General features: G+C 62.5%; 23 protein-coding genes. 13 read left to right on the top strand and 10 right to left on the bottom strand.

Features of this window, described 5'->3' with window-relative positions:
* Positions 1–153 precede the first annotated feature (153 nt).
* Positions 154–606: a hypothetical protein gene (locus AB8A38_RS07035; protein ID WP_439085495.1), complete on the top strand. Its 453-nt coding sequence runs from the start codon at positions 154–156 to the stop codon at positions 604–606.
* A 35-nt stretch (positions 607–641) separates the two neighbouring features.
* Here AB8A38_RS07035 and AB8A38_RS07030 read toward each other — a convergent pair whose 3' ends face one another.
* From AB8A38_RS07030 to AB8A38_RS07020, 3 genes are all read right to left on the bottom strand, one after another.
* Positions 642–2,846: a TRAP transporter permease gene (locus AB8A38_RS07030; RefSeq protein WP_439085494.1), complete on the bottom strand. Its 2,205-nt coding sequence runs from the start codon at positions 2,844–2,846 to the stop codon at positions 642–644.
* A gap of 45 nt (positions 2,847–2,891) precedes the next feature.
* Positions 2,892–4,043 (bottom strand): TAXI family TRAP transporter solute-binding subunit, encoded by a 1,152-nt coding sequence (locus AB8A38_RS07025; protein WP_439085493.1) that lies wholly within the window; start codon positions 4,041–4,043, stop codon positions 2,892–2,894.
* Between the two features lie 179 nt (positions 4,044–4,222).
* The gene (locus tag AB8A38_RS07020) at positions 4,223–4,444 is read right to left on the bottom strand and encodes an acetyl-CoA carboxylase biotin carboxyl carrier protein subunit (protein ID WP_068730696.1); all 222 of its coding nucleotides are present in this window, start codon (positions 4,442–4,444) and stop codon (positions 4,223–4,225) included.
* Between the two features lie 238 nt (positions 4,445–4,682).
* Here AB8A38_RS07020 and AB8A38_RS07015 point away from each other — a divergent pair, with 238 nt between their 5' ends.
* Positions 4,683–5,651 (top strand): IclR family transcriptional regulator, encoded by a 969-nt coding sequence (locus AB8A38_RS07015; RefSeq protein ID WP_439085492.1) that lies wholly within the window; start codon positions 4,683–4,685, stop codon positions 5,649–5,651.
* Positions 5,581–7,137, top strand: coding sequence for an acyl-CoA carboxylase subunit beta (locus AB8A38_RS07010; protein WP_439085491.1), 1,557 nt, complete (start codon positions 5,581–5,583; stop codon positions 7,135–7,137). Before AB8A38_RS07015 ends, AB8A38_RS07010 begins: the two co-directional genes overlap by 71 nt.
* 1 nt (position 7,138) lies before the next feature.
* On the opposite strand, the gene fabF is transcribed toward AB8A38_RS07010, so the two are convergent.
* The 4 genes from fabF to AB8A38_RS06990 form a co-directional block, all read right to left on the bottom strand.
* Positions 7,139–8,401, bottom strand: a complete 1,263-nt coding sequence (fabF, locus tag AB8A38_RS07005) for a beta-ketoacyl-ACP synthase II (protein WP_439085490.1) — start codon at positions 8,399–8,401, stop codon at positions 7,139–7,141.
* Positions 8,402–8,452: 51 nt separating this feature from the next.
* Complete coding sequence (locus tag AB8A38_RS07000; RefSeq protein ID WP_439085489.1) at positions 8,453–9,736, bottom strand: MFS transporter; 1,284 nt, start codon at positions 9,734–9,736, stop codon at positions 8,453–8,455.
* A 74-nt stretch (positions 9,737–9,810) separates the two neighbouring features.
* The gene (locus tag AB8A38_RS06995) at positions 9,811–11,007 is read right to left on the bottom strand and encodes an acetyl-CoA C-acyltransferase (RefSeq protein ID WP_439085488.1); all 1,197 of its coding nucleotides are present in this window, start codon (positions 11,005–11,007) and stop codon (positions 9,811–9,813) included.
* Positions 11,008–11,116: 109 nt separating this feature from the next.
* Positions 11,117–11,887 carry an enoyl-CoA hydratase gene (locus tag AB8A38_RS06990; protein ID WP_089267272.1) on the bottom strand — a complete coding sequence of 257 codons (771 nt, stop codon included), beginning with the start codon at positions 11,885–11,887 and terminating at the stop codon, positions 11,117–11,119.
* Positions 11,888–12,062: 175 nt separating this feature from the next.
* On the opposite strand from AB8A38_RS06990, the gene AB8A38_RS06985 reads away from it, so the two are divergent.
* The 9 genes from AB8A38_RS06985 (at position 12,063) to AB8A38_RS06945 (ending at position 22,187) form a co-directional block, all read left to right on the top strand.
* On the top strand, positions 12,063–12,743 hold the full coding sequence (locus tag AB8A38_RS06985; protein ID WP_439085487.1) for a TetR/AcrR family transcriptional regulator: 681 nt from the start codon (positions 12,063–12,065) through the stop codon (positions 12,741–12,743).
* Positions 12,744–12,905: 162 nt separating this feature from the next.
* Positions 12,906–14,402 carry a CoA-acylating methylmalonate-semialdehyde dehydrogenase gene (locus AB8A38_RS06980; protein WP_439085486.1) on the top strand — a complete coding sequence of 499 codons (1,497 nt, stop codon included), beginning with the start codon at positions 12,906–12,908 and terminating at the stop codon, positions 14,400–14,402.
* A gap of 88 nt (positions 14,403–14,490) precedes the next feature.
* A complete protein-coding gene (locus tag AB8A38_RS06975; RefSeq protein ID WP_439085485.1) occupies positions 14,491–15,636 on the top strand; it encodes an isobutyryl-CoA dehydrogenase in 1,146 nt (381 codons plus the stop codon).
* Positions 15,633–16,703, top strand: coding sequence for an enoyl-CoA hydratase/isomerase family protein (locus AB8A38_RS06970; RefSeq protein WP_315841756.1), 1,071 nt, complete (start codon positions 15,633–15,635; stop codon positions 16,701–16,703). Before AB8A38_RS06975 ends, AB8A38_RS06970 begins: the two co-directional genes overlap by 4 nt.
* An 82-nt stretch (positions 16,704–16,785) precedes the next feature.
* Positions 16,786–17,673, top strand: coding sequence for a 3-hydroxyisobutyrate dehydrogenase (gene mmsB / locus AB8A38_RS06965; RefSeq protein WP_315841757.1), 888 nt, complete (start codon positions 16,786–16,788; stop codon positions 17,671–17,673).
* Positions 17,674–17,686: 13 nt separating this feature from the next.
* On the top strand, positions 17,687–19,429 hold the full coding sequence (locus AB8A38_RS06960) for an AMP-binding protein (RefSeq protein ID WP_439085484.1): 1,743 nt from the start codon (positions 17,687–17,689) through the stop codon (positions 19,427–19,429).
* 106 nt (positions 19,430–19,535) lie between these two features.
* Positions 19,536–19,997, top strand: a complete 462-nt coding sequence (locus AB8A38_RS06955) for a MaoC family dehydratase (RefSeq protein WP_315841759.1) — start codon at positions 19,536–19,538, stop codon at positions 19,995–19,997.
* Between the two features lie 12 nt (positions 19,998–20,009).
* Entirely contained in the window at positions 20,010–20,927 is a 918-nt protein-coding gene (locus AB8A38_RS06950) for an SDR family NAD(P)-dependent oxidoreductase (RefSeq protein ID WP_439085483.1), read from the top strand.
* An 84-nt stretch (positions 20,928–21,011) separates the two neighbouring features.
* Positions 21,012–22,187 (top strand): NAD(P)/FAD-dependent oxidoreductase, encoded by a 1,176-nt coding sequence (locus AB8A38_RS06945; protein WP_439088472.1) that lies wholly within the window; start codon positions 21,012–21,014, stop codon positions 22,185–22,187.
* Here AB8A38_RS06945 and AB8A38_RS06940 read toward each other — a convergent pair.
* From AB8A38_RS06940 to AB8A38_RS06930, 3 genes are all read right to left on the bottom strand, one after another.
* Positions 22,184–23,263: a D-TA family PLP-dependent enzyme gene (locus AB8A38_RS06940; RefSeq protein WP_439085482.1), complete on the bottom strand. Its 1,080-nt coding sequence runs from the start codon at positions 23,261–23,263 to the stop codon at positions 22,184–22,186. The genes AB8A38_RS06945 and AB8A38_RS06940 overlap by 4 nt on opposite strands.
* Positions 23,264–23,325: 62 nt before the next feature.
* Positions 23,326–25,134: an ABC-F family ATP-binding cassette domain-containing protein gene (locus AB8A38_RS06935; RefSeq protein WP_439085481.1), complete on the bottom strand. Its 1,809-nt coding sequence runs from the start codon at positions 25,132–25,134 to the stop codon at positions 23,326–23,328.
* Positions 25,135–25,143: 9 nt separating this feature from the next.
* On the bottom strand, positions 25,144–25,626 hold the full coding sequence (locus AB8A38_RS06930) for a YaiI/YqxD family protein (protein WP_439085480.1): 483 nt from the start codon (positions 25,624–25,626) through the stop codon (positions 25,144–25,146).
* A 158-nt stretch (positions 25,627–25,784) separates the two neighbouring features.
* On the opposite strand from AB8A38_RS06930, the gene AB8A38_RS06925 reads away from it, so the two are divergent.
* A complete protein-coding gene (locus tag AB8A38_RS06925; protein ID WP_439085479.1) occupies positions 25,785–26,585 on the top strand; it encodes a hypothetical protein in 801 nt (266 codons plus the stop codon).
* Positions 26,586–26,593: the final 8 nt, after the last annotated feature.

Here is a 26,593-nt window from a genome sequence, read left to right as displayed (position 1 = left end):
AAGGGCAGAGAGTGAGGCAGGGCCGATTTCTGCCTTTTTTTCGCTCAAAGGCGATGCTTAACGGAATACTAGCACTGTCCGGCCAGAGTCGGGCCGTGTGCTGATGCCGGAAAAGGGCGTTGGCTTGGGGTCCCTTACCGGTTTCATCACGCGATGCGTCTTTCGCTGCTGCTTGTCCTAATGTCCCTGCTGGTGCTGTCCGTGGCTCCGGCCAAGGCAGATTTGCGCATCACCCGCGACCACGGCGGCTATGTCGAGGAATACAAGGCCAAGTATGAGCGCATCCGCGACCGCAAGGAGCGGGTGATCATCGATGGCATCTGCAATTCGGCCTGCACCCTGGTGTTCGGCATCGTGCCGATGAACAAGGTCTGCGTGACTCCGCGCGCCAGTCTTGGCTTCCACCAAGCCTATTACGACAAGGCTTTCACCTTCGGCATGAAGGTGATCAGCTACGAGGGCACCTCGGACCTGATGGCCTATTATCCGCCGCCGGTGAAAGACTGGCTTGCGCGTAACGGCGGTCTCACGCCGGAAATGAAGAAGATCAAGAACGGCATGGATCTCTGGAAGATCGTCGATCCCTGCCCGGAAGAGTTTTTCTAGCTTTCAATCTTCAATCGATCTGAATGCCTTCGCGATCATGACACCGCGAGCCGCGCATCGCCGCGCCGGATCAGCGCCAGCGCGATCAGCACCGTCGGCGCGAGAATGCCGGTGGCGAGGGCAATGATCTGCCACTGCGACAGCGGATTAATGCCGCCGCCGGGTGTCGCCAGCACGAAGCCGCCAATCACCAGCAGGACGCGCAGCGGCCATTCCATCGCGCTCGCCTGCCTGAGGTCGCCGACATAGGCCTGATAGCCCTGGATGCCGCCGCAGATGAATACGATGCCGAGACAGGCGAGGCCGGTAAGGCCGAAGGCTTCAAGATAGGGGTTATCGCCCTGCAGCAGCAGCGCCGGATTCAGCACGAAGAAGAACGGGATGAAATAGATGATGCTGCCCACCCACATCGACTCCCAGCCGGTCTTCATCGCCGGTGCGCCGGCAATGCCGGCGGCGGCAAAGGATGCGATGGCGACCGGTGGCGTGATCGACGACAGCATGCCCCAGTAGAAGATGAACATGTGCACGGCCATCTTGTTGAGGCCGAGCTTCTCCAGCGCCGGTGCGACAAGGATAGCGAGGAAGATGTAGCAGGACGTCGTCGTCAGGCCGAGGCCGAGGATCAGGCTCGTGAAGGCGCACATGATCAGCAGCAGGAAGACGTTGCCGCCGGCGATCGCCAGAAGGTCGTTGGCCAGGCTCGAGATTACGCCGGTGAGCGAGAAGGCACCGATCAGCAGGCCACAGCCGGCGAGGATCGCGATCAGCTCGACGAAGGTCTTGCCGTTGAGTTCGAGGAAATGGATCCAGCGGGCACTGCCCCAATTCTTGCCAGGGAAGAATTCATTGAGTGCAGCGAGGATGCACATTCCCCATAGATAGGCGTTTTGCAGATCGAGCCAGACCATCAATCCGGTCAGCACAATCGAGAGCGCCAGGACGGCGGTGTTGTCCTTCTTCCACGGTGCCGGGCCTGACCATTGATGCAGGATAACCAGCAAAGCGGTGGCGTAGAACGGCGCATGGCTCTCGCGTTTGAAGTACAGCAGCATCACGACAAGGATCGCGATGACAAAGAGATAGTACCAGCCCTCCTTGAGCGCATCCATGAAGCGGGGCAGTTCCTCGCGGGGGATGCCTTCGAGCTTGTGGCGCGCGGCGTAGCTATCGACCTGCGCGAACAGGCCGAAGTAATACAGGATCGACGGAATGGTGGCGGCTAGGGCGACGTCGGCATAGCTCGTGTTCATGAACTGCGCCATGACGAAGGCTGTCGCGCCCAGGACCGGCGGTGCCAGCACGGCGCCGGTGGACGCGCAGGCTTCGATCGCTCCTGAATAGGACGGCGTGAAGCCGGTTTTCTTCATCGCGGGGATCGTCATCGTTCCAGCGGTGAGCACATTGGATACGATGCTGCCGCCGACGGTGCCGAGCAGGCCGGATGCAAAGATGCACACCTTTGCCGCGCCACCACGGAAGGTACCGCACATCGCGAAGGCAATGTTGATGAAGAATTTGCCGGCGCCGGTCATCATCAGCGCAGTGCCAAACACCAGGAAGCCGATCACGGTATCGGCGAAGGCCTGGATCGGAATGCCGAGCAGGCTCTCGCCCGACAGCACGTGATAGGCCGTGGTCTGCTCCAACGTCGACTGGGTGCCGCGGAACGGTCCAAGCCATTTGGCGTCGGCAAACAGCGGATACAGCGTGAATGGGAAGACGCTGAGCAACAGGCTCCAGCCGCCGGTGCGGCGCAGCGCCTCCATCAGCACAAACCACATCACGAGGCCTGCGGCGATCACCGGCTTAGGTGCGCCGTCGAATTCCCAGCCGAATTGGGCGGCCTTGCGGATGTTCATCATCAAGAAGATCGCCGCTGCGAAAGTGGCGAGGAATAATACGACGTCGTACCACGGCACACGGTCGAGATCGGCTTTTGATGTTCCCGGAAAGATCAGGAACGTGAACGGCAGCATCAGTGCGATCAGCAGATAGAAATATTCGGTGTTGAGTTGCGTGACATCGACGAAGAAGCGCAGCGAAAATTGCTGGTTGATGCAGAGCAGGATGGTCGCGAGGGTGGCCAGTATGAGCGCCCAGCGCCACACGCCGTGCAAGGCGCGAACGCGCGAGACCTCGGACTCCTGGAGGTCGGCGACTCCATGGGGATCGTCGAGTTCCATTTTTACGGGAATGTCGGATGCGGGCCGCGCATGATCGGGTGACGAAACTGACATGATGGCCCCGATCAGTGTTCGCGGGTAAAGCTGGAAATGGCGATGTTATTCGAAGCCGTTCGGCATGCCAGCCTTCTTCAGTGCAGCCGCACGGGCGTTCATCCAGCCGTCGAGAAACTCCTTTTCGCCGGCTGATGCACTGGCCTTGGCGTACTCGCTCCATGCCGCCTTCAAGACGTCCTGCCGCTTCAATAGTCCGTCATTGTGTGTCTGGTCTTCTGGCGTCCAGTTGCCGGCTTCCTTGAGGGCTTTCACGGCACCGGGATGAAACGGAACGACCCATTTCATGGACTGCGCTTTTACGGCGAGGCCTAACGCGCCTGGTGCGTTGTCCTTGTAAGCGTCAAAGTTGACGATCATCGCCTTGGTGATCGCGTAGATCTGATCTTCCGCCTGTGCGCCGTAGACGGTCGCGACGGGGTAGGGGTAGGTGCTCATGTTGACGGGCGCTGATGCCGTGATGCCTGCGCCGCAGGTCGCGATATGCGGATTGAAGAACGGTGCCACCCGCTTGACGCGCTCCCAACCGGCCTTGTCTTCAGCGGGGAGGGGCGGCCAGATGATGCCGCGCGGCGATGTCTCGACTTCCTTGGCCGGGCCAGTGATGGTGGTAGCAAAGGCGGCATCGACGTCGTTGTTCACCATGCCTTTCCACATTGCGCCGTAGCTTGCGAACTCGATCGGCTTGATGTCTGCCTTTGTGAGACCGCCGAATGCCATGATCGCAAGTGAGTTCTGGTTCAGGGCAGGTGAACCGACGACGAAGCCGACGCGTTTGCCGCGTAGATCCTTGATCTCCTTCACGCCGATATCACGAGCGACGCCGAGCGAGGCGCCATTGCAGTCGATGGTCGACAGCGTGACCTGCGCTGGCTGCGGACCCCATTCCTTGACGCCGAATTCGAACACGCCTTCCTGCGCGAAGTAGATGCCCGAGCCCATCCAGGCGATCGTTGCGCGACCGGCGCGCAATGGCGCCAGCCGCGCGACGTCATTGCCGGCAGGCAGCACACGCACATCGGTGGAATATTTGTCCTTCATCATCTTGCCGACGGCGACGGCGATGTTGAAGCCGGCAGTGCCGGTGTCATAGGCGGTGACCGCCATGGTTGGTGGAAGCTTGATATCCTGTGCGCATACAGCGCCGGTCGAACTGAGCACGGCAACGGACGCCAGCGTGATGAGCCGGTGAAGCATTTTCCCCTCCAGATGCATTCGCTTTGCGAATTGCTTTTTATTGTTCGGCGATCATGTCATCGCCGTCAGGCGCTGGCAATGTCCTGAGGCAGTTCGCTGGATGATGGGAACAGTCACCATCTCAGACAGAATGCCGCAGCACATTGGTAAGGCAGTCGAGGTCGTCACTGCATGTCTGCTCACGTCTCGACTGTGCCGAGCAACTGTCCTTCCGCGACCACGTCGTCGACCGCGACGATCATCGATTTGATCTTACCTGCGGCAGGAGAGGCGACCGGAATTTCCATCTTCATGGCTTCGACAAATGCCACTTCGTCGCCTTCGTTCACGGAATCGCCGGTTGCGAGCGGCAGTGAGCAGATGCGGCCGGCGACTTCGCTGAGGATCTTGATCTCTGGCATGGTGTTCTCCGCGATCACGCGGGCGGCTGCTCGCTATAGGTGTAGCGCCGACGCGACCGGACAATTCCTAAGAATGAGAAGAAACGAGCAGCTTGGTGTTGTCGCCGCAGATTGCCTGAGGTAGCGTAGCCCGCAAGTGGAATATAATTCCGCACAGTGGAACGGGACGGCGGCGCACATCGGGGCAATCCAACGGATTGGCTCCCCGCGAGATGCGTCGTTTTAAGGGAAACGCATCATGGGACGACGTTCGGAACGGCTCAGCAAACAAGGCATGCTCGCCAGCGATCTGGCAGGCGACGGCGATGTGATCCAGGTGGTCTCGCGCGCCTTTGATATTCTTCGCTGCTTCGAGGGCCATGATGCCCGGCTGGGTAATCTCGAAATTTCCAATCGCTGCGGCCTGCCGCGCTCCACCGTATCGCGCCTGACGCATACGCTGACGCGCATGGGCCAGCTCGCCTATCTGCCTGCAGACCAGAAGTACCGCATCGGATCGAGTGCGGTCGCGATGAGTGCTTCGATGATGCGGGGACTTCAGGTGCGCAACCTGATCCGCCTGCGTTTGCAGGAAGTGGCGGAGCAGGTACCTGGCACGATCGGCTTCACGATTCCCGATCGTTTCCACATGGTCTATCTCGAATATGCCCGCGCCGATCACGCGCTCGGATTGCATTCGACCACCGGCAGCCGCATTGCCATGGGCCGGACTGCAGCCGGTCATGCCTACACCGCAGCGCTCGACGAAGACGTCGGCAATGCTCTGATCAACGATATCGCGCGCGAAATGCCCGAGGACGCCAAGATCCTGCGCGGCAAGATCGCTGGGAATCGCGAATGTCTGCATGACAACGGCTACGTGCTCGCAGGTGGCCTTTGGTCACCGCATATCACCGGAATTGCGACGCCGATCTGGTCGCCGCAGTATCAAACCTATGTGGTCGTCACCATCGGTCTGCTTGCCGCCATGTATGACGAGCAGCGCCTGCAGGACGAGATCGCTCCGATCCTGCGTCAACTCAGCGGCACGATCAGCATGATGGTTCAGAATGCAGATAGCGGCCTGACCAGTGCGCCCGTTCCAGATGCGCCTCCCGCGCCAACAGCTCAGAAAAAAATGCTCCCGGAGGGAATGAATGAACTGGAAGCCGGAACTCGACGACCTCGCCCGGCGCGAAGCCTTCGCGCGGGAGATGGGGGGCGCTGACAAGGTCAAGCGACAGCATGACCAGGGCCGGCTCACAGTTCGTGAACGTATCGACAGACTGATAGATGCAAAAAGCTTTCACGAAGTCGGGGCAGTCTCCGGCATCGGTGAATACGATGCGTCTGGCGAACTGAAGCATCTGACGCCGGCGAATTGCGTGTTCGGTCGCGGTAAGATCGACGGCCGGCCTGTTGTCGTTGTTGGCGACGACTTCACCGTGCGCGGCGGTTCGGCCGATGCGTCGATCTCGGCCAAGCCGCTGATGGCCGAGGAAATGGCGCACGACTTCCGGCTGCCGATCATTCGCGTGATCGAAGGTTCTGGCGGCGGCGGTTCGGTCAAGACCATCGAGACCAAGGGCGCCGCCAATCTGCCGGGTGGTGTCGGCGGCACCCGCTGGTACTGGTACACGACGTCCAATCTGGCGCAGGTGCCGGTCGTCGGCCTTGGCCTTGGTTCAGTCGCCGGCCTCGGCGCTGCGCGGCTCGCAGCCAGCCATTATTCGGTGATGACGAAGAATTCCGCGATGTTCGTCGCCGGGCCTCCCGTTGTCGCGCGCCTTGGCCAGTCGCTTGAGAAGAAGGAGCTCGGCGGCGCCGATATCCAGACGCGCGCTGGCGGCGTCGATCACGCCGTGGAGACAGAAGAGGAGGCCTTCGCCTGCGCGCGGCGCTTCCTGTCCTATCTGCCATCGTCTGTCTATGACTTGCCGCCGACGATCGCCTGCAATGACGATCCCGAACGTGCGGAAGAATCTCTGCTGAACGCCGTGCCGCGCAATCGCCGGCAGGTCTACAAGATGCGCCCGATCATCGACGCCGTCGTCGACAAAGGCTCGTTTTTCGAGATGGCGGCGAATTTCGGTCGGCCGATCATCACCGGTTTTGCGCGTCTCGAAGGCCGTGCGGTACTGCTGCTTGCCAGCGATCCGTTTCATTACGGCGGCTCGTGGACCGCGGAGGCCTGCCAGAAGGTGGTGCGCTTCGTCGATCTGGCCGAAACCTTCCATCTGCCCGTCGTCTATCTCATGGATTGCCCGGGCTTCATGATCGGGCTCGATGCGGAGAAGGCAGCGACCATCCGTCACGGCGTGCGCGCCATGGCCGCGGTCAATCAGACCACGGTGCCGTGGTGCACGATCATCATCCGCAATGCGTTCGGCGTCGCTGGCGTGGTGCATCAGCCGGCCAACCGGTTCTCGATGCGTTACGCATGGCCTTCGGCCTATTGGGGCTCGCTGCCGCTGGAAGGTGGCATCGAGGCGGCCTATCGCGCCGAGATCGACGCGGCGGACGATCCAAAGCTCAAGCAGCAGGAGATTGAGGAGCGCCTCAACAAGCTGCGCTCGCCGTTCCGTTCGGCCGAGAAGTTCTGGGTCGAGGAAGTCATCAACCCCACGAAGACGCGCTCGCTGCTGTGTGAGTTTGCACGTCTTGCCGAACCGCTCCGCAATGCAGGCCCGTCACGGCTGGCGATGCGGCCGTAAGCTATATTCGCCGCAGCACCACGCTGGCATTGACGCCGCCGAAGCCGAAGCCATTCGAGAGCACGTGCTCAATGGCCATCGGCCGCGCCTTGCCGCGGATTAGATCGATGCCGTCGGCAGACGGATCTGGATTTTCGAGATTGAGCGTGGCCGGAGCGATCTGGTCACGCAGCGCGAGGATCGCGTAGACCGCCTCAAGCCCTCCGGCTGCACCGAGCAGGTGACCCGTGGCTGACTTGGTCGAACTCACGGCGACCCCGCCGTTCGTTCCGAAGATCGACTTGATCGCTTCAAGCTCGCCATGATCGCCGACCGGCGTCGATGTTGCGTGGGCGTTCAGATGCTGGACATCGGCAGGCGTGATGTTGGCTTGCGCCAGTGCGATCTCCATCGCGCGTTTGGCGCCGTCGCCGTCTTCGCGACCGGCGGTCATATGGAACGCATCGGACGTCGTGCCGTAACCGATCAGTTCAGCGATCGGCTTGGCACCGCGTGCCAGTGCATGATCCAGTTCCTCAAGCACCACGATGCCGGCGCCTTCGCCCATGACAAAGCCGTCACGGTCGCGATCGAACGGCCGCGAGGCGCGCTCCGGATTGGCGACGAAGTCGGTGGAGAGCGCGCGAGCGGCGGCGAAGCCGCCGAGGCTGACGCGGTCGATGCAGGCCTCGGCACCCCCGGCGATGGCGACATCCGCTTCGCCGGAGCGAATGAGACGCGCTGCATCGCCGATCGCCTGCACGCCGGCGGCGCAGGCTGTCACGGGGGCGCCAAGCGCGCCCTCGAAGCCGTAGCGGATCGAGATGTGGCCGGCCCCGAGATTGACCAGGAACGAGGGCACGGTGAACGGCGACAGCCGGCGGATGCCCTTGGTGTCGGTGGTACGGACGGCATCGGCAATGGCCGGAAAGCCGCCGATACCTGAGGCGATGATCGTGGCTGTGCGCTGGCGGTCTTGCGCATCCTTCGGCAGCCAGCCGGCCTGCGCGATGGCTTCATCGGCAGCCATCAGCGCAAACAGGATGAAGCGATCCATCTTCTTCTGATCCTTGCGCGGCGCCGCCTTGTCAGGATCGAAACCGCCTTCCGGGTCGTTCGCGATGTCGGGTACCTGGCCGCCGACCTTGGCAGCAAGGTCGGCAGTCATGGCCTCCGGTAACAGGCGGATACCGGATTGACCCGCGAGCAACCGGGACCAGTTGATCTCGACGCCGCAACCGAGCGGCGACACCGCTCCCATCCCCGTAATTACAACGCGGCGCATGATGTATTCCCGTTCTGATATAATGGGCGAGCAGCCTGAATCCTGCGGGGATCAGGCGGTCGCGACCTTCTTGTCTTTTGAAATCGCCAGCACGATCAGCGCTGCAATAATACATAGCGCACCTGCCGCGAAAAAGGCAGGCAGATAGCTGAGCAGTACCGTGCGCGACAGGCCAGCGCCGAATGCCGCCGTTGCTGCGCCTAACTGATGGCCGGCGAAGATCCAGCCGAACACCAGACCCGCGCGTTCGGGGCCGAACTTGGATGCGGTGAGGCGCACCGTCGGCGGCACGGTGGCAATCCAGTCCAGACCATAGAACAACGCGAACAGCGACAGGCCATAGAACGAGAAGTCGGTAAACGGCAATGCCAGCAGCGACAGGCCGCGCAGGCCGTAATACCAGAACAGCAGGTAGCGATTGTCATACCGGTCAGACAGCCAGCCTGACGCGATGGTACCGACGAAATCGAACACGCCCATGGCCGCAAGCAGTCCGGCCGCCTGAATCTGCGGGATGCCGAAGTCGAGGCACATCGGGATCAGGTGAACCTGGACCAACCCGTTGGTGCTGGCGCCGCAGATGAAGAAGGTTGCAAACAGGATCCAGAATACCTTGGTCTGGGCAGCATCGCGCAGGGCACCGAGCGCGGCCGCCATGATCGGCGAGGTGTTCGGTGGCGGGACGGCCAGCGGTTCGGTGCTGGTGTCGCCATAGGGGCGAATGCCGATGTCGCTGGGACGGTCCCGCATCACGAGCAGCACGCCGAGGGCGGCAACAGCCAGCATCACGCACATCAGCGCCAGTGCCCAGCGCCAACTCGAATGCTCGGTAATGCTGGCGAGGATCGGCAGAAAGATCAGCTGGCCGGTGGCCGCGCTCGCAGTGAGGATACCCACGACGAGGCCACGGCGTGCGCTGAACCAGCGCGCTGCGACGGTGGCGCCGAGCACCAGCGCGGTCATGCCGGTGCCAATACCAACGGCGACGCCCCAGAGCGCCATGAGCTGCCAGACCTGCGTCATCCCGAGCGACAAGATGAGGCTTGCCGCAACGACGAGCAGGGCAATCAGCGTGACGTTACGCAAGCCATAACGGTTCATCAGCGCGGCAGCGAACGGCGCCATAAGGCCGAACAGCACGAAACGGATCGACATGGCCGAGGAAATCTCCGCGGTGCTCCAGCCGAATTCCTTCTGCAGCGGCACGATGAATACACCAGGCGCGCCAACCGCCGCGGCGCTGACCAGCGCCGTCACGAAGGTCACGGCGATCATCGCCCATCCATAGTGAATGTTGCGGCGGGCGAGGGCAGTCGAGAGCCATCCGGAAATCATCGGTAATCCTGCAATCAACGAGAATAGGCGTCGCGACGACCATCGCCGCGACGATCATATCTGGGAAAAGCGTGTCAGTGAACGATGCGTTCGATGGCGATCGCGGTGGCTTCACCGCCGCCGATGCACAGCGCCGCGACGCCGCGTTTCAGCCCTCTGGCTTCCAGTGCATGCAGCAGCGTCACGATCAGCCGCGCGCCGGTGGCGCCGATGGGATGGCCCAGTGCGCAAGCGCCGCCATTGACGTTGAGCTTCTCACGAGGGATGCCAAGGTCGCGTTGCGCGGCCATCGGCACCACGGCGAAGGCTTCGTTGATCTCGAACAGATCCACATCGCCGACGCTCCAGCCGACCTTGTCGAGCAATTTGCGGATTGCCGGAATGGGGGCAGTCGTGAACCATTGCGGTTCCTGGCTGTGCGTGGCGTGGCCATGGATCACGGCCAGCGCGGGCAGGCCCTCACGATCCACGAGGGAACGTTTGGCCAGCACCAGGGCAGCAGCGCCATCGGCATTGGCGGACGAAGCGGCGGGCGTGATGGTGCCGTTGCTGCGGAAGGCTGGTTTGAGGTTCGGGATCTTGGCAGGATCGACCTTCAGCGGATGTTCGTCATTGGCGATCTCGCGCGGTCCGGACTTCTCAACGATGGTCAGTGGCGTGATCTCTGCCTTGAAGGCGCCGCTCTCCACCGCCTTGCGCGCGCGCGTCAGCGTTTCGATCGCATAGGCATCCTGATCTCCACGCGTGAACTGATAGGCCTCAGCGGTGGCTTCGCCGAAGTCACCCATCGAGCGACCGACCTCATAGGCATCCTCAAGCCCATCCATCAGCATGTGATCGATGATGCGATCATGGCCGACGCGGTAACCGCCGCGTGCCTTCTGCAGCAAATAGGGCGCATTGGTCATGCTCTCCATGCCGCCGGAGACGACGATCTCGGCCGAACCGGCATGGATGATGTCGTGGGCAAGCATGGTCGCCTTCATGCCGGAGCCGCAGACCTTGTTGATCGTGGTGGCCCCTGTGGCATCCGGCAGCTTGGCGCCTCGGGCGGCCTGACGGGCAGGCGCCTGACCCTGGCCTGCGGGAAGCACGCAGCCCATGAAGACTTCGTCGATGCGCTCGGGTGTCAGTTTTGCGCGTGCCACGGCGGCACCGATGACGTGGCTGCCGAGCTTGTGGCCGGAGAAGGGCGATAGTTCGCCCTGGAAGCGGCCGAGCGGGGTGCGAGTGGCCGAGACGATGACGACCGGATCTGAAGCTGCGGACATGATGGAGGCTCCTTCGCGCAAGCGCGGGTCATTTGGATGACACTCATCATATGATGCGCTGCAAGATACGCAATGCCGGCCTGTGCAAAATTCTCGTGAGGTCGAGCTGCTAGCGCTTGCGGTTGATGAAACCCTGCATCAGTCGCTGCGGCTCGCCGGTCAGATAGGCCTCGCCGAACACGCCGACGCTGAGATTGACGGATTCCTTCAGCGGCAGCTCTTCCCACTGTTTCAGCAGGGCTTTTTGCGACCGCATGGCCTCGGGTCCACACTCGAGTATGGCTTCAATCGTCTTTTCGACTTCGGCATCGAGCGCGCCTTCGGCCGCAACCACATCGACCAGACCCCAATTGAGCGCGGTCGGTGCATCGATGGTGGCGGCGGTCATGATCAGCCAGCGCGCACGGCCCCAACCGATCAGGCGCGGCAAGAGGGCAGCGTGAATCACCGAGGGAATACCGACCCTGACCTCGGGCATGGCATATTTGGAATCGTGCGAAGCGATCCGGAAATCGCAGGCGGCAGCGAATTCGAGGCCGCCGCCCAAGCACCAGCCCGGGATGCGGGCAATCACGGGTGCAGGAAACGCCCGCGCAGCCTCGCAGAGATCGCGCAAGCCGGAAATGAACTTCTCGGCGGAGGCCTGATCCAGCGTCGCCATTTCCTTGATGTCGGCGCCGCCAATCATGCTCTTTTCGCTCTGGCCGGCGATGACAAGCGCGCGAATGGCGCGTTCCGTGGCCAATACCTCGATGCCTTCGCGAACGCCCTTGATTGCGGCTGAATTGAGAATATTGAGTGAGCCGGCGTTGCAGATCGTCAGCCGAACTATACCTCGCGGGTCACGTTCGACGCCGCAATGGGGATTGAGCATATGCATGAAATCGTTTCGTCCCTTGGTATTCCTTTGGGCCGGCGCGGATCGCCGGTCTTGTCCTATCAATTCCCCGTCAAACTGCGTTGTTGTCAAGGCCTGCGGCCAAGCGCGCGTTGCGCGCGCGAGGCGGTGCGGGTAATATGATCGACATCATCTATTTGTCTTGAATGGACCGCTGATGCGCTATTCCAAGGAACACAAGCTCGAGACGCATGCGCGGATCGTGAAGAAGGCTTCGGTGCGTTTGCGCGAAAAGGGCGCGCATGGCATCGGCGTGGCTGACCTCATGAAGGACGCGGGTCTCACCCATGGCGGCTTCTACGCGCATTTCGATTCGCGCGAGGCGCTGGTGATCGAAGCTTTTGCCTATGCGATGGACCGCTCGACCGACCGCTGGCGTCAGCTGGCCGGGCAGGCACCACCGGACCAGCGTCTGGCCACGTTCGTGGACTTCTACCTGTCGTCGCAGCACCGCGACAATCCCGGCCACGGCTGCGCCGTTCCCGCCTTGGGCGCGGAGATCGCGCGCGAGAGCCCCAAGACGCGTAAGGTGTTTGCCACCAAGCTCGATCAGATGATCGAGATGATGTCCGAGCAGTTTCACGGCGGACCGAGTAAACCGGCGCGCAAACAGGCGATGGCGGCGCTTGCAACCATGATGGGCACCATCGTGCTCGCCCGCGCCGCCGGCAATGGCGAGTTGTCCGAAGAGCTTTTGAGCGCTGGCCGCGAGGCCGTGCTGGGGCGTGCTGCAGCGCCGAAGCCTGCGGCGTCCAAGGCTGAGGCTCCCAAGAGCGCGGCTAGAAAGCCGACCGCGAAAAAGGCGGCGACCAAGGCTATGTCTCCCGCCAAGAACTGATAATCGGCGCACTGCCTGCGACATTGTCGCGGCGGTGACATTCTGACAGGGCGAAACTGCAGCGAGCCTGCAATTTCGCAAATCCGTCGCGCGTGCAGGGCCTTTCCAAACGCCTTAAAGCCTGATCAACATCGGGCCAAATTTGGCTCCCAGGAGGAACGCATGCGCACGATCGGACATTTCATCGGCGGCCGCGAGGTCAAGGGCAAGTCGGGGCGTTTCGCCGACGTTTTCGAGCCGATGACCGGCGAGGTTCAGGCCAAGGTTGCGCTGGCCAGCAAGGCCGAGATGCGCGCCGCGGTGCTCAATGCCGCCGAGGCGCAGGTCGCCTGGGGCAACACCAACCCGCAGCGCCGCGCGCGTGTGCTGATGAAGTTCCTCGAACTCGCCAATCGCGACTACGACAAGCTGGCCGATTGCCTGGCGCGTGAGCATGGCAAGACCGTGCCGGACGCCAAGGGCGACATTCAGCGCGGCCTCGAAGTGATCGAATTCGCCTGCGGCATTCCGCATCTGATGAAGGGCGAATACACCGAAGGCGCCGGTCCGGGCATTGACATTTATTCGATGCGGCAGGCGCTCGGCGTCGTCGCGGGCATCACGCCGTTCAACTTCCCGGCGATGATCCCCATGTGGAAATTCGGCCCGGCAATCGCCTGCGGCAACGCCTTCATCCTGAAGCCCTCGGAGCGCGATCCCGGCGTGCCGATGATGCTCGCCGCACTGATGATCGAAGCCGGTCTGCCGCCGGGCATCCTCAATGTCGTCAACGGCGACAAGGAAGCCGTCGACGCAATCCTCGACGACGAAGACATCAAGGCTGTCGGCTTCGTCGGCTCGTCGCCGATCGCCCAGTATATCTATGAGCGCGCTGCGGCGACCGGCAAGCGCGCTCAATGCTTCGGCGGCGCCAAGAACCACGCCATCATCATGCCCGATGCGGATATGGACCAGACCGTCGATGCGCTGATCGGCGCCGGCTACGGCTCCGCCGGTGAGCGCTGCATGGCGATCTCGGTGGCGGTACCTGTTGGCAAGACCACGGCCGACCGCCTGATGGAAAAACTCATCCCGCGCGTCGAGAGCCTGAAGATCGGCACCTCCGTGGATCCGTCGGCCGATTTCGGTCCGCTGGTGACCAGGGAAGCCGTCGACCGCGTCAAGAACTATGTCGATATCGGCATCAAGGAAGGCGCCACGCTCGCCGTCGATGGCCGTGGCTTCAAGATGCAGGGCTACGAGAACGGCTTCTATATGGGTGGCTGTCTGTTCGACAACGTCACCAAGGACATGCGTATCTACAAGGAAGAGATCTTCGGGCCCGTGCTGTCGGTGGTGCGTGCCCACGATTACGAAGAAGCTCTCGCGCTGCCGTCGGATCATGACTACGGCAACGGCGTTGCGATCTTCACCCGTGACGGTGACGCTGCGCGCGACTTCGCGGCCAAGGTCAATGTCGGCATGGTCGGCATCAACGTGCCGATCCCGGTGCCGATTGCCTATTACACCTTCGGTGGCTGGAAGAAGTCCGGCTTCGGCGATCTCAACCAGCATGGTCCGGATTCGATCCGCTTCTACACCAAGACCAAGACGGTCACCGCGCGCTGGCCATCGGGTGTCAAGGAAGGCGCCGAGTTCTCGATCCCGTTGATGAAGTAAGAACACGCAAGCGGCCCGGCGCTCCCAAAGGTGGTGCACCGGGCCGTTTCATTTTCCCGGCTGATCAACAATCAACAAGAAGGGCGTGATGCAATTCGCTCTCGATGAGGAACAGACCGCCGTTCGCGACATGGCGCGCGAATTTGCTGCGGAAAAGATCGCTCCCTTTGCGCTCAAATGGGATGAAGACAAGCATTTCCCGAAAGAGGTGATGCGCGAAGCCGCGCTGCTCGGCATGGGCGGCATCTACATCCGTGACGATGTCGGCGGCTCCGCACTGACGCGTTTCGACGCCGCGCTGATCTTTGAAGCGCTGGCGACCGGCTGTCCGACCACCTCGGCCTTCATTTCGATCCACAACATGGCGTCGTGGATGATCGATTCATATGGCAGCGAAGCGCAGCGCCAGAAGTGGCTGCCGCGTCTCTGCACCATGGAGCTACTGGCGAGCTACTGCCTGACTGAGCCAGGCTCGGGATCGGATGCGGCGGCGCTGCGCACCCGCGCTGTCGTGGACGGCGATCACTATGTTCTTAAAGGGCAGAAGCAATTCATTTCCGGCGCTGGCGACACCGACGTCTATGTCGTGATGGTGCGCACCGGCGGCGAGGGAGCGGGCGGCGTCTCGACCATCGTGGTAGAAGCCGGCACGCCCGGTCTGTCGTTCGGCAACAACGAACGCAAGATGGGCTGGAACGCGCAGTCCACACGCGCGGTGATCTTCGAAAATTGCCGCGTGCCGATTGCCAACCGGCTGGGTGACGAGGGCATCGGCTTCAAGATCGCCATGGCCGGCCTCGACGGTGGTCGTCTCAACATCGCTGCGTGCTCGCTTGGTGGCGCGCAGTCTGCGCTCGACAAGTCGCTGAGCTACATGAAGGAGCGGAAGGCGTTCGGCAAGCGACTCGACGAATTCCAGGCGCTGCAGTTTCGTATCGCCGACATGGCGACCGAGCTGGAAGCCGCACGCACCTTCCTGTGGCGAGCGGCGGCGGCGCTGGACCGCAAGGATGCCGATGCCGGCATGCTCTGTGCTATGGCCAAGCGCTTCGGCACCGATATCGGTTTCGAGGTCGCCAACGACGCGCTGCAGCTGCATGGCGGCTATGGTTATCTCGCCGAATACGGCATCGAGAAGATCGTGCGCGATTTGCGGGTGCACCAGATCCTCGAAGGCACCAATGAAATCATGCGGCTGATTGTGTCGCGCAAGTTGATCGAGGGCGCGCGATGAACTCCGACGTTGTGACCGAAGCCGGCGACCTCATCGTCGAGCGCGCAGGCGCGGCCGGTGTGATCCGCCTGAACCGGCCGAAGGCGCTGAATGCGCTGACGCTGGAGATGACGCGTGAGATCGCGACGGCGCTCGATATGTTTGAGGCCGATCCGAAGGTTGCGCTGATCATTCTGGAAGGTGCGGGCGAACGGGGATTGTGTGCCGGGGGTGATATCCGCGGTCTCTATGAGAGCGCCAAGGTCAAAGGCGATCTCGGCAAGATCTTCTGGCGCGAGGAATATATCGTCAACGCGAGGATTTCGAAGTACCCGAAGCCTTATGTCGCCTACATGGATGGTTTCGTGATGGGCGGCGGCGTCGGTCTGGCCGGCCATGCCAGCCACCGCATCGTTACCGAGAAGACCAGGATGGCGATGCCGGAAGTGGGCCTCGGCTTCTTCCCGGACGTCGGCGGTACATGGCTGTTGTCGCGCGCGCCGGGCGAACTCGGGACGTATTTCGGTCTGACCGGACTGACAGCAAATGGTGCCGATGCGCTTGCTGCACATATGGCGGACGTCCTGATCGACACCGTCAATTGGCCGGCATTGCGCGAGGCGCTGACAAAGCTGTCGGCGGGGGCCGATGCAGCGTCGGTGATGACGGCACTCAAGAAGTTTGCAGCTCCGGAACAAACCGGTCCAGTTACGGCGCAGCGTGCGCTGATCGATCGCGCTTTCGCCCATGACAGCGTCGAGGAGATCGTGGCTGCGCTTGAGCAGGACGGTTCAGATTTCGCGCTGGCGACACTCAAGGCCATGTCCGACAAGTCACCGCGGGGGCTCAAGGTTACCCTGAAGCTGCTGCGGCTCGCGCGTGCATCGAAGTCACTCGAGGAATGTCTGTCGCGCGAATATCTCGCGGCGCTCGAGGTGTTCGATAGCGCCGACTTCGTCGAGGGCGTGCGCGCTGCCATCATCGACAAGGATCGTAATCCAACATGGCAGCCGCCGGATCTCAGGAGCGTGACGCCGGAGATCGTGGCGCGCTATCTGGCCAAACGGGATGTTGAGCTGACCTTCTGAAGGTCGAGCGTTCTGAACGAAAGTTGGATTTCGTCGTTTTCATCAGGCTTTAAAAACAAACAAACGATCACGAGGGCAGGACATGACCAGCATTGCATTCATCGGTCTCGGCAATATGGGTGGCCCGATGGCCGCCAATCTGGTCAAGGCAGGCCACAAGGTCACCGGTTTCGACCTCGTTGAGGCGTCCCGCGCGCAAGCCAAGGCCGATGGCGTGACCATCGCCGACAAGGCGGTTGATGCCGTGAAGGGAGCCGAGGTCATCATTACCATGTTGCCCGCCGGCAAACATGTGGTGTCGGTCTGGAGCGAGGTCATTCCCGCAGCCGCCAAAGGCGCGCTGATGATCGATTGCTCGACCATCGATGTGGAAAGCGCACGCAAGGCGCATGAACTGGCGGCTGCGCAGAAGCTGCCATCGGTCGATGCGCCGGTCTCGGGTGGCACCGGCGGCGCCAAGGGCGCGACACTGACCTTCATGGCCGGCGGCGATGCCACGGCGTTCGCGTCGGCCAAGCCGATCCTGGAAGCCATGGGCAAGAAGATCGTCCATTGCGGCGATGCCGGCGCGGGGCAGGCGGCCAAGATCTGCAACAACATGATCCTTGGCATTTCCATGATCGGCGTCAGTGAAGCCTTCGTGCTCGCCGAGAAGCTGGGTCTGTCGCATCAGGCGCTGTTCGATGTGGCGTCGACCTCGTCGGGCCAGTGCTGGTCGCTGACGACCTATTGCCCGGTGCCGGGACCGGTGCCGACATCACCAGCCAATAACGAATATAAGCCCGGCTTCGCCGCGGCGCTGATGCTCAAGGATCTCAGGCTGTCGCAGGAGGCCGCGAAAGCGGCCGGCGCCCGGACGCCGCTCGGCGCCCATGCCGAGAGCATCTACGAGACCTACGAGAAGGAAGGTCACGGCGGTGATGACTTCTCGGGGATCATTCATCACCTCAGGCATTTGATGCCGAAATAGCGAGAACGTCGGCATGACCACGTTCAAGCAGGCCCGAGCCTTCCTTCTCGAACACCGCACCGACTACGACACAGCCGTTGCCGGCTTTCGCTGGCCCGATCCGGTCGACTTCAACTGGGCGCTCGACTGGTTCGACGCCGAACTCGCCCATGATCCCGTCGGCAAGCACCGGACCGCGCTCTGGATCGTCGATGCGGCCGCCAGCCGCGAGACGAAGTTGTCGTTCGAGGTGCTGTCACGGCGCTCCAATCAGGTTGCCAATTTCCTGCGCGCGCAGGGGCTGAAGCGCGGCGATCATCTGTTGTTGCTGCTCGGCAATGTGGTGCCGCTGTGGGAGACCATGCTGGCGGCGATCAAGCTCGGCGTCGTCATCATTCCCGCCACCACGCTGCTGACGCCGGATGAATTGCAGGACCGGCTCGATCGCGGCCGCGCCAGGCTCGTGGTGGCGGCAGAGGATCAGGTCGCCAAGTTCGGCAGCCTGAAGACTGACGGCATCGGCCAGATCGTCGTCAACGCCACGTCGCCACATGACGGCTGGCTCGCCTTCGAAAGCTCCGCGGATTTCCCCGATACATTCACACCGGATGGTCCGACCAAAGCCGACGATCCGATGTTGCTCTATTTCACCTCGGGCACGACCGCGAAGCCGAAGCTCGTGCGGCACAGTCAGCGCAGCTATCCCGTCGGCGGACTTTCGACGATGTTCTGGATCGGACTGCAGCCGGGCGATGTGCATCTCAATATCTCCTCTCCGGGCTGGGCCAAGCATGCCTGGAGCTGCTTCTTTGCGCCATGGAATGCCGGCGCCACGGTGTTCGTGGTCAACCAGCCGCGCTTCGACGCCAAGGGCCTGCTCGCCACCATCGGACGCTGCGGTGTGACGACGCTGTGCGCGCCGCCGACGGTGTGGCGGCTGTTCATTCAGGAGAAGCTTGCGACGTTCAAGGTCGCGCTGCGCGAGGTCTGCGGCGCCGGCGAGCCGCTCAATCCGGAAGTCATCGATCAGGTCAAGGCGGCCTGGCGTCTCACCATTCGCGACGGCTATGGCCAGACCGAGACAACGGCGCTGGCTGGCAATTCGCCGGGCCAGATCGTCAAGGTCGGCTCCATGGGCCGTCCGCTGCCGGGCTACAAGGTCCGCGTTGTCGATGCCGATGGCAATCCGGCGAAGGAGGGCGAGGTCAGTCTCGTGCTTGGCATCGATCGCCCGGCAGGACTGATGCAGGGGTATCAGGCCGAAGACGGTAGCGTCAGCGGTGCAAGCGGCGACGTCTATCGCAGTGGTGATGTCGTGTTCGTCGATGACGACGGCTATCTGACTTTCGTCGGTCGCTCCGACGATGTGTTCAAATCGTCGGACTATCGCATCAGCCCGTTCGAACTGGAGAGCATTCTGCTCGAACACGATGCCGTGGCTGAGGCCGCCATCGTGCCGAGTCCCGATCCGATCCGGCTCGCCATCCCCAAGGCCTATGTGTTGCTGATCGGCGATACCGCGCCGTCAAAGGCGACGGCGTTGTCGATCTATCAGCATCTGCATGTGCGTCTGGCGCCGTTCAAACGTATACGTCGGATCGAGTTCGTGACCGAGCTGCCGAAGACGATTTCGGGCAAGATTCGCAGGGTCCATCTGCGTCGGCTCGAACATGCCGACGATCGCAGCGATCCTCTTCGCGGCGTCGAGTTTCGAGAAGAGGATTTCCCTGAATTGCAAGCACTCCGCGCGGCGGGATCGCAAGAGGGCGAGCGGTAATTTGTCGCCCTTTGCATGGCTGCAGCGCGCAATTTCGCTTGGCGTCGGGGTGTGCGCTGTGGAATCTGCGCCCGCAACGCAACTGGATTTTGAGGACTGAGACTGAATGAGCGCGATGATTGAACGTGATGCCTATATCGCCATGGTGGGCAAGGAAGTCGGCGTGTCGCCCTGGCATGTCATGGACCAGAAGCGCATCGATGCGTTCGCCGCGGCGACGGAGGATTTTCAGTTTATCCATGTCGATTCCGCGCGTGCCCGCGAAACGCCGTTCGGCTCGACCATTGCACATGGCTTTCTGACCATGTCGATGCTCTCGGTGTTCTCCTATGAGGCTCTGCCGCAACTCGCCGACGTCGCCATGGGCGTGAACTACGGCACCGACAAAGTGCGCTTCGTGTCGCCGGTTAAAGCCGGTACGCGCATTCGCGGCCGCTTCACGCTGACCGAAGCGACGTTGCGCAAGCCCAAGGAATTGTTCACGCGCACCAGCGTGAGTGTCGAGATCGAAGGCGAGGACAAGCCGGCGCTGGTCGCCGACTGGCTCGGCCTTGTCTATTTCAATTGAGGAGAGTTCCAAATGACCATTCGATTTGACGGCCGCGTCGCCATCGTCACAGGCGCCGGCAATGGACTGGGCCGCGCCCATGCGCTGGGCCTTGCGAAGCTCGGCGCCAAGGTCGTCGTCAACGATTTCGGCGGCGCGCGCGATGGTACCGGCGGTTCGCTGACGGCGGCGGAAACCGTGGTCGAGGAAATCCGCGCAGCCGGCGGCACGGCGATGCCCGATGGCGCTGATGTCTCCAACTTCGAGCAGGTCAAGGCGATGGTCGACAAGGCCACCAAGGAGTGGGGCAGCGTCGACCTGATGTGCGCCAATGCCGGAATCCTCCGCGACAAGTCGTTCGCCAAGATGGAGCTTGCCGATTTCGCCAAGGTGCTCGACGTGCATCTCACCGGCACTTTCTATTGCTGCAAGGCCGTGTGGGCCGGTATGCGCGCGCGCAACTATGGGCGCATCGTGCTCACCACCTCGTCGTCTGGTCTGTATGGCAACTTCGGGCAGGCCAATTACGGTGCTGCCAAGACTGGCATGGTCGGCCTGATGAATGTGCTCGCCGAGGAAGGCCGCAAGACCGACATCCGCGTCAATATCGTGTCCCCGACGGCAGCCACGCGGATGACCGAGGAACTGTTGCCAGCGCAGGCGCTGCAGCTGATGAAGCCCGAAGCGATCACGCCGGCAGTCGAATATCTACTGAGCGAGAATGCGCCGACCAAGACCATCATGGGCGCCGGTGCAGGCTCCTTTGCGGTGATCAAGATTCTGGAAAGCGAAGGTGTCAATTTCGCTGAAGCTGACTGGAGCCCGGACACGATTGCCGCGCATTTCGCTGACATTAGTGATATGTCGAAGGCCAAGGCGCTGGAAGGCGCGTTCCATCAGACCCAGAAGTATGTCGAGCAGGCCGCCATTCGCTTGGGCGTGAAGATCTGACCGGCGGCTTCGCCACTGCGTGAGACCGTGACCGAGCCAGTGAAGAACCAAGTTGCGGTCATTGGCGCGGGTCCTGCGGGGCTGATGGCGGCCGAAGTGCTGAGCCGTGGCGGCGCTGCCGTCACGGTCTATGACGCGATGCCGTCGGCCGGCCGCAAGTTCCTGATGGCCGGGCGCGGCGGGCTCAATCTCACTCATAGCGAACCGCTGCCGGAATTTCTGAAGCGCTATGGCGCGGCGGAAGCGCGGCTCGCGCCGTCGGTCTCGGCCTTCACGCCGCAGGCGCTGCGCGACTGGAGCGAGGCGCTGGGGCAGCCGACATTCGTCGGCTCCAGCGGCCGGGTGTTTCCGCAGGCCTTCAAGGCATCGCCATTGCTGCGCGCGTGGCTGCGGCGGCTGGACGAGAGTGGCGTTCAATTCGCGTTTCGGCATCGGTGGACCGGATGGGACGGCGAGGGGCGTTTGATATTCCAAACATCGGACGGCTCGCGTGCGATCGCCTGCAAGAGCGTGGTTCTCGCGCTCGGCGGCGCGAGCTGGCCGCGGCTTGGCTCGGACGGCGCATGGGTCGATGTGCTGGCGGCAAAGGGCGTGAGTATCGCGCCGCTGCGCCCGGCCAATTCCGGCTTTACGGTTGCGTGGTCTGAGATATTCAAGGATCGCTTTGAAGGCCAGCCGCTGAAGGGCGTTGCGCTGTCGTTCGGTGCGCACAGTGTGCGCGGCGAAGCGATGGTGACACGTGCGGGTATCGAGGGCGGCGGCATCTATGCGCTGTCGTCGGTGTTGCGTGAGGCTGTTATCGCGGATGGCAAGGCGACGTTGAAGATTGCTCTGCGACCTGATCTCGACGCAGGTGAACTAACGACGAAGCTCGCAGCATCACGCGGCAAGCAGTCGTTTTCCAACTTCCTGCGCAAGGCGATCCATCTGTCGCCGGTGGCCATTGGGCTGTTGCAGGAAGTCGCCATCGCGGAGGGAATTCAACTGGCGTCATTGCGGCCGGAGAAGCTGGCTGCCTTGATCAACGCCGTTCCGGTGATGCTGAACGGCGTCGCGTCGATCACGCGCGCGATTTCGACGGCGGGCGGCATCTCGTTCGACGAGATCGACGATGCCTTCATGTTGAAGCGCATGCCCGGCACGTTCGTCGCCGGCGAGATGCTCGACTGGGAAGCGCCAACCGGCGGTTATCTACTGCAAGCGTCCTTTGCGACGGGCGCAGCGGCCGGTGAGGGCACGCTGCGTTTTCTCTCGCGCTAGCGCAGCTTACCACGCGCCGCCACTGGCAGCGTGCCGATGATCTCGTCACCGCGGACCATCACCACTTCATCGAACATGTTGACGACCACGCAGACATGGTTCGGCACGATGCGGACGACGTCGCCGACATTGGGACGCGTATTGCTGCGCCCGAGGTCGAGGAAGCCATGCTCCTCGGCGAAGCGCGCGATCTTGGCTTCCGGGTGTTCGAGGATCAGGCCATAGCCATCGAGACCGCCGGTGTCCGGCGTCAGCGTCTTCGAGCCGGCATCGAGGATGCCGCGTTCCGGACCGGCGCGGCTGACCACGGTCGAATAGACATTGAGCGCGCAGTCGTCCCAGGTGGCAGAACCTGCGGCGACCTGCATGCGGTCGTTGTAGATATAGGTACCGAAGCGATGTTCGGTGGCACCCTTGAGCGAGCCGACATTCTTCAGGTTCGGCGTGCCGCCTGTCGAGACGATTGTCGGCTCAAGACCGAGCGCGCGAACGCCGGCCAGCGCTTCGTCGTAGAATTTCTGCGCGTCGGTCCAGCCGGTTTCGGTCGGATACAGCATGAAGCCGGCGAAGGTCAGGCCCTTCGAGGCGGCGATCTCCTTGGCCAGCGCAATCGCCTCGGCGGGCGTCTCGACGCCGGCGCGCTTGCGGCCGGTATCGCATTCGACGACGACGTTGAGATTGCGGCCGGAGATTGCCGCGGCTTTCGGCAGATCGCCGATGACGACCGAGTTGTCGGCGGCCACGGTGACTTTCGCTTTCGCCTGCAGCGCGCCGAGCCGCGCCATCTTCTCGTCGCCGAGCAGGTTGTAGCTGATCAGGATGTCGTCGATCCCGGCATCGGCCATGATCTCGGCTTCGCCGAGCTTCTGGCAGGTGATGCCTTTGGCGCCGGCTGCGATCTGCATCTTCGCGATGACCGGGCTCTTATGCGTCTTGATATGCGGCCGGTTGGCGACGCCGACATCATCGCAGACCTTCTGGATGCGCGCGATGTTGCGCTCGACGCGATCCATGTCGATGACGAGGGCGGGCGTGCCGTATTCGTTGGCGATCTTGGCTGCAAGCGATGTGGTCATTTCGTTAGTCTCCTGCGCGTGTTCTGTTCGCAAAACCGGTGCCCACTTTTGCGGAACACGCGCTACGCGTTCTCGATCTCTTCGCGGAGCATTTCCAGCTCCAGCCATTGCTCTTCGGAGTCCTGCAATTCCTTCTGCGCCTTTGAGAGCGCAGCGGTTGCGGTGTCGAACTTCTTGCGATCCTTCTTGTAGAGATTGGGATCGTCGAGATGGCGCTGCTGCTTGGCGATTTCGGAGCGCAAATTGTCCATCGCCTTCGGCAGGGTGTCCAGCGCGTGCTTGTCCTTGAAGTTCAGCTTGCGCTTCGCGGCAGGCTTGGACGAGTCCGACTTGCCATTGCCTCTGGCGGCAACGGCCTCGGTCTTCGCCTCGCGCTTCAAATCGGCGCCTCGCTGCGCCAGCATGTCGGTGTAGCCGCCGGCATATTCCATCCACTTGCCGTTGCCTTCCGGTACGATCACCGATGTCACCACGCGATCGAGGAAGTCGCGGTCATGGCTGATCAGGATCACGGTGCCCGGATAATCGCTCAGCATTTCCTCGAGCACGTCGAGGGTTTCGAGATCGAGGTCGTTGGTCGGTTCGTCCAGCACCAGCACATTGGACGGCTTGGCCAGCGCGCGCGCCAGCATGAGCCGGCCGCGTTCACCGCCGGACAGCACTTCCAGCGGCGTGCGCATCTGCTCCTGCCCGAACAGGAAGTCCTTCATGTAGCCGACCACATGCTTGGGCTGGCCGTTGACCATCACGTGGTCGCCACGTCCACCCGTCAGCGCTTCCGCCAGCGTGGTCTTCGGGTTGAGGCTTTCGCGATGCTGGTCGAGCGTCGCCATCTCGATATTGGCGCCGAACCGGACGGTGCCGGAATCCGGCGGCTCGGTGCCGGTCAGCATGTTGATCATCGTGGTCTTGCCGGCGCCGTTGGGGCCGACCACGCCGATGCGGTCGCCACGCTGCACGCGGATCGAGAAGTCGTCGACGATCTTGCGGTCACCGTAAGTGCGCGAGATATTCTTGGCCTCGAAGATCAGCTTGCCGGATTTCTCGGCTTCGGCGGCGGCGAGCGACGCGTTGCCGGTGGCGCCGCGATAGTCGCGGCGCTGCGCGCGTAGTTCGTGCAGGCCGGCAAGGCGCTTGACGTTGCGCTTGCGGCGGCCGGAGACGCCGTGGCGCAGCCAGTGTTCTTCATTGACGATCTTGCGGTCGAGCTTGTGCTGGTCACGTTCTTCTTCGGCGAGCACGTCGTCGCGCCATTCCTCGAACGCGCTGAAGCCCTTGTCGATCTGGCGGATCTGGCCGCGGTCGAGCCAGGCGGTCGCGCGCGACAAATTGCTGAGGAAGCGGCGGTCATGGCTGATCAACACCAGCGCACATCTGCGACTGGCCAGTTCGCCTTCGAGCCATTCGATGGTGGTGAGATCGAGATGGTTGGTCGGCTCGTCCAGCAACAGGATGTCGGGCTCGGGCGCCAGCACGCGGGCGAGCGCCGTGCGGCGCGCTTCACCGCCGGAGAGGTTTTCCGGGTTCTCGTGGCCGGTGAGGCCGAGCTGCTCGAGCAGATACTGCGCCTGATAGATATTGTGGCCGTCGCCCATGCCGGCTTCGACGTAAGCGAGTGTCGTCGGATAGCCGGAGAAGTCCGGCTCCTGCGGCAGATACTGTACGGTAGCGCCGGGCTGCACGAAGCGGCTGCCCTTGTCGTTGTCGACGATGCCGGCAACGATTTTCAACAGCGTCGATTTGCCGGAGCCGTTGCGGCCGATGAGACAGACGCGCTCGCCTTGGCTGACCGAGAGTTCGACGCCATTCAGGAGCGGCGTGCCGCCGAAGGTCAGGAAGATGTCTTTGAGCTGGATAAGCGGAGGAGCCATAAGATCAGTTCAACTTTGTTTCGGCGCGGGCGCAAAGGCCGGGTCGCGCTGGATGCGGCGGATGGTTTGATCCAACGCCGACAGGAACGCCGAGCGGTCGCGCGGCGCGAATGATTTGGGACCACCGGTGATTTCGCCCGATGACCGCAAGTCGGTCATCAGGTTGCGTACCGCGAGCGTCATCCCGATGGATTGTTCTGTGAACGGCTTGCCGTTGGGCGCGATCACCGCGGCGCCCGCTTTGACGCAGCGGCTGGCCAGCGGAATATCGGCTGTGACCACGATATCGCCCTTCTGAGCGCGTTCCGCAATCCAGTCATCGGCCGCATCCATGCCCGAACCTGCGGCAATCCGCTCGATCAGGGGATCGTCGGGCACCCGGATGAAGTTCCCGGCCACAACGGTAACAGGCAGGCTGAAGCGGGCGGCGACGCGGTAAATCTCGTCTTTGACCGGGCAGGCGTCGGCGTCGATATAGATGCGTGTGGTCAAGGGAGCACAAGTTCCACGAAAAGGCAGTCATTTGCGGGTGGGCGATGTGGCGCTGACGCGGGACAGTTCCCCGCCCGTCGCCTTGCCTCGAACATGGTGACGGGTATCATCTCCTGCCAAGGCGAACACTCAATTTCGCGCAGTTTTCGGGAGGAATCATGACCAAACGGCTCGAACCGTACCGTGTTGAGGCGTTTAACACCGCCAAACAGTCCGAAAACAAGATGCATGACGATTCTGTCGCCCGGAAATTCGGCTTCAGCGGCGGGTTGGTGCCTGGCGTCGACGTGCTGGCCTATATGATCCATCCGCCGGTGCAGCACTGGGGACGGGACTTTCTGGAGCGTGGCCTGATCGAGGCCCGTTTCACCAAGCCGGTCTATGACGGCGAGACAGTCGAGGTGGTCGCCGAGGAAGTCGGCGAGGGGCTCGCGCTGAGTGTTGAGGGCGGCGGCGAGATTCGCGCGACCGGCACGGCGTCGCTGACGGCTTTCCCGGTGGTGCCTTCGCTGCAGGATTTTCCGGACACGGCGGCGGTCGCCAGGCGGCTTCCGGTCAATGCCGAATCCTACGCGCTGGACAAGTGGCTCGGCACCGCGCCGCGGGTCTGGCCGGAAGATGGACTTGCCGAATATCTGGGCGAGGTTCGCGAGGCCGATGATCGGTATCTGCGCGAGGGCATCGTGCATCCCGGCGTGCTGCAGCGGATCATGAACAAGGTGCTGGTGGACAATGCGCTGCTCGGGCCGTGGATTCACGTCGGCAGCAGAATGCAGTTATTGGCGACCGCGAACACCGATGACGAGTTGATCGCGCGGGCGAAGGTGACCGCCAATTATGAGAAGAAGGGGCATCGCTTCGTCGAGCTCGATGCGCTCATCGTGGCCAACGGTACGACGCCCGTGGCGCATTGCCAGCATATCGCGATCACTCAGCCGCGCGAGGTCGTGGCGGCGTGATGTTGTAA

The sequence above is a fragment of the Tardiphaga sp. 839_C3_N1_4 genome (genome assembly GCF_051811045.1).
Classification (GTDB): Bacteria; Pseudomonadota; Alphaproteobacteria; order Rhizobiales; family Xanthobacteraceae; genus Tardiphaga.
The sequence above is the reverse complement of the archived record's forward strand: the minus strand, read 5'-3'. Positions and strand labels throughout refer to the sequence as shown.